The sequence below is a fragment of the Bowmanella yangjiangensis genome (genome assembly GCF_017255015.1).
GTDB lineage: Bacteria > Pseudomonadota > Gammaproteobacteria > Enterobacterales > Alteromonadaceae > Bowmanella > Bowmanella yangjiangensis.
The window spans coordinates 1-2,066 of the sequence record NZ_JAFKCS010000134.1; the positions used below are offsets into that span (position 1 = coordinate 1).

Genomic DNA, 2,066 nt, shown 5'->3' on the forward strand with positions numbered 1-2,066 from the left:
TCATGTACAGCACGAAGCCCGCCACGCCCGCCAGGAGCAGTGGGGACGCCAGCAGGACGACCCAGGCCAGCAGCGCGATGGCGAACCCCAGGTCCATCGGGTTGCGGCTGTACTGGTAGATGCCACCGACGACCAGCGCCGAGGCCTGCCCCGGCCGCAGCGGGTTGACGGTGGTGCGGGCGTTGCCGAAGGAGCGTATGCCAAGCAGGCAGCTGGCCGCGCCGAGCAGCAGCACTGGCAGGGCGCCCGCCACCCGCCAGGAGGTAGCCAGGTCGATGCCGGGCAGGAGCGGGGCGGCCAGCCACATGAGCAGGGCGAACAGCAGGGCGATCAGCGGCGGTGGGATGCGTGCGTCCAGTAGGTGCATGGCGAGTCCTTGGCGGGGATGAGCTGGCGACTCTATGGCCTGTAGTCGCTACAGGGTCAAGCGCCAGCCGGGCAGGGCGGCCGAAGCCATCGAGGTGCACGGCGGCAGCCGGCCCGGGCGTTCTTCACCGATGAAGGCGATGCTTCAGAAAGTCTGCGGATGCGCCGTGCCGGCGCGCGCTGCTCCCCGCTTGTGCAGCGTTGCCAGGTGCTGCGGGGGCTTGCTCTGCCTGGGCCCCGATGCGCCGCAGGTTGCGTGGACATGGCATGGTCCATGCTTTCCTGTTGAGAACAAAAAGTTCCCGTTGGGAATTTAACCGAGGCGCTTCGACCCCCGTCTTGCTGTCACCCAGGAGGACTTTCGATGACCAGTTCCAGCGCTGAACCGCTGTTCAGCACCCCGCGCTACGCCGCGACCGCCACGCCGACGCCGGCCAGTCAGCGTCTGCTGGTGGCTCAGGATGCCAGCCGCGCCGGCGGCCTGCTCGATCAACCAGGGCCGATGCGGCTGCTCACCCTGCATGGCGAACTCGCCGCTGCCGAGCAGCAGGAGTGCCTGCCGAGCACCGAGGCCCTGTTCCTGCGCCTGCAGATGCTGCTGGAGCAGGCTCCGGCAGGAACGCGCCTGCAGGTGCTCGGTGACGAGGCCTTTCTCTGGCATGTCTGTCGCCTGGCCCGCCATGCCGGCCTGCTGGCCGACGAGATCGAACTGTTCAAGCTGGGCGAGCGGCGGCGCCTGTACTGCGTGCATTGCAGCGAGATGCAGGATATCGGCAGCGAAACCGAGTGCAGCTGCAGGCACTGCGGGGTGAAGTTGTTCGTGCGCGAGCATTTCTCCCAGCGCCTGGGGGCCTACATGGGGGTGTGCCTCGATCCGGATCGGCCCTACGAGCAGGCGCACGCCGGGGAGCGGCAGGCATGAGCGCGATGCTGGAGGTACAGGTCACCGCGGTGCGCCAGCTGACACCGGTGGTGCGCGAATTCACCTTCGCCGCGCTCGACGGCAGCCTGCCGGGCTTTTCCTGCGGCAGCCACGTGCAGGTCGTGTTGCCGATCGAGGGGCGTACGCTGCGCAACGCCTATTCGCTGCTGAGCGACCCGCGCGACCGGGGCACCTACCGCATCGCGGTGCGCCTGCAGGATGACTCGCGTGGGGGATCTCGCTACCTGCATGAGCGGGTCCGGGTCGGTGACCGCCTGCAGATCGGCGTGCCGAGCAACCTGTTCGCGCTGCATTCGCAGGCACGTCACCACATTCTGGTGGCCGGTGGCATCGGCATCACCCCGTTCATGGCCTACCTCAGCGAGCTCCAGGCCCAGGGCGCCTCTTTCGAGTTGCACTACGCCTATCGCAGCGGCTTGACCGATGCCTATGCCAGTGAGCTGTGCGAGCGCCTGGGCGAGCGCTTCCGCGGTTACGACGCGGCCGCCGGCCAGCGCCTGCACTGCGCCGAGCTGTTCAGCGGCAAGCCGCTCGGCAGCCATCTCTACGTCTGCGGCCCGCAGCGCCTGCTCGATGAGCTCAAGACGCTGGCCGAATGTCACGGCTGGTCCGCCGGACGCCTGCACTGGGAAGCCTTCGCTGCGCCCGAGCCGGGCGAGCCGTTCACCGTCGAGCTGGCGCGCAGCGGCCAGCGCTTGCAGGTAGCGGGTGACCACAGCCTGCTCGAGGCGCTGGAGGCTGCCGGTGTCGAGGTGCC

The 2,066-nt window shown here is 68.7% G+C and carries 3 protein-coding genes; 2 read left to right on the forward strand and 1 reads right to left on the reverse strand.

Annotation, left to right across the window (positions count from 1 at the left end):
* A partial coding sequence (locus J0A65_RS22605) for a methyltransferase family protein (protein ID WP_206596564.1) occupies window positions 1-367 on the reverse strand: 367 nt, incomplete at its 3' end.
* A gap of 363 nt (window positions 368-730) precedes the next feature.
* Here J0A65_RS22605 and J0A65_RS22610 point away from each other — a divergent pair.
* Together J0A65_RS22610 and J0A65_RS22615 are read left to right on the forward strand one after the other, a co-directional pair.
* Window positions 731-1,288 carry a dimethylamine monooxygenase subunit DmmA family protein gene (locus tag J0A65_RS22610; protein WP_206596565.1) on the forward strand — a complete coding sequence of 186 codons (558 nt, stop codon included), beginning with the start codon at window positions 731-733 and terminating at the stop codon, window positions 1,286-1,288.
* Window positions 1,285-2,066, forward strand: a 782-nt coding sequence (locus tag J0A65_RS22615; protein ID WP_206596566.1) for an FAD-binding oxidoreductase, incomplete at its 3' end; no start/stop codon positions are given. The genes J0A65_RS22610 and J0A65_RS22615, both read left to right, overlap by 4 nt.

Bases quoted from the DNA above. Each gene is read 5' to 3' on its own strand.
- J0A65_RS22610 (WP_206596565.1), top strand. From the start codon at position 731: ATGACCAGTTCCAGCGCTGAACCGCTGTTCAGCACCCCGCGCTACGCC.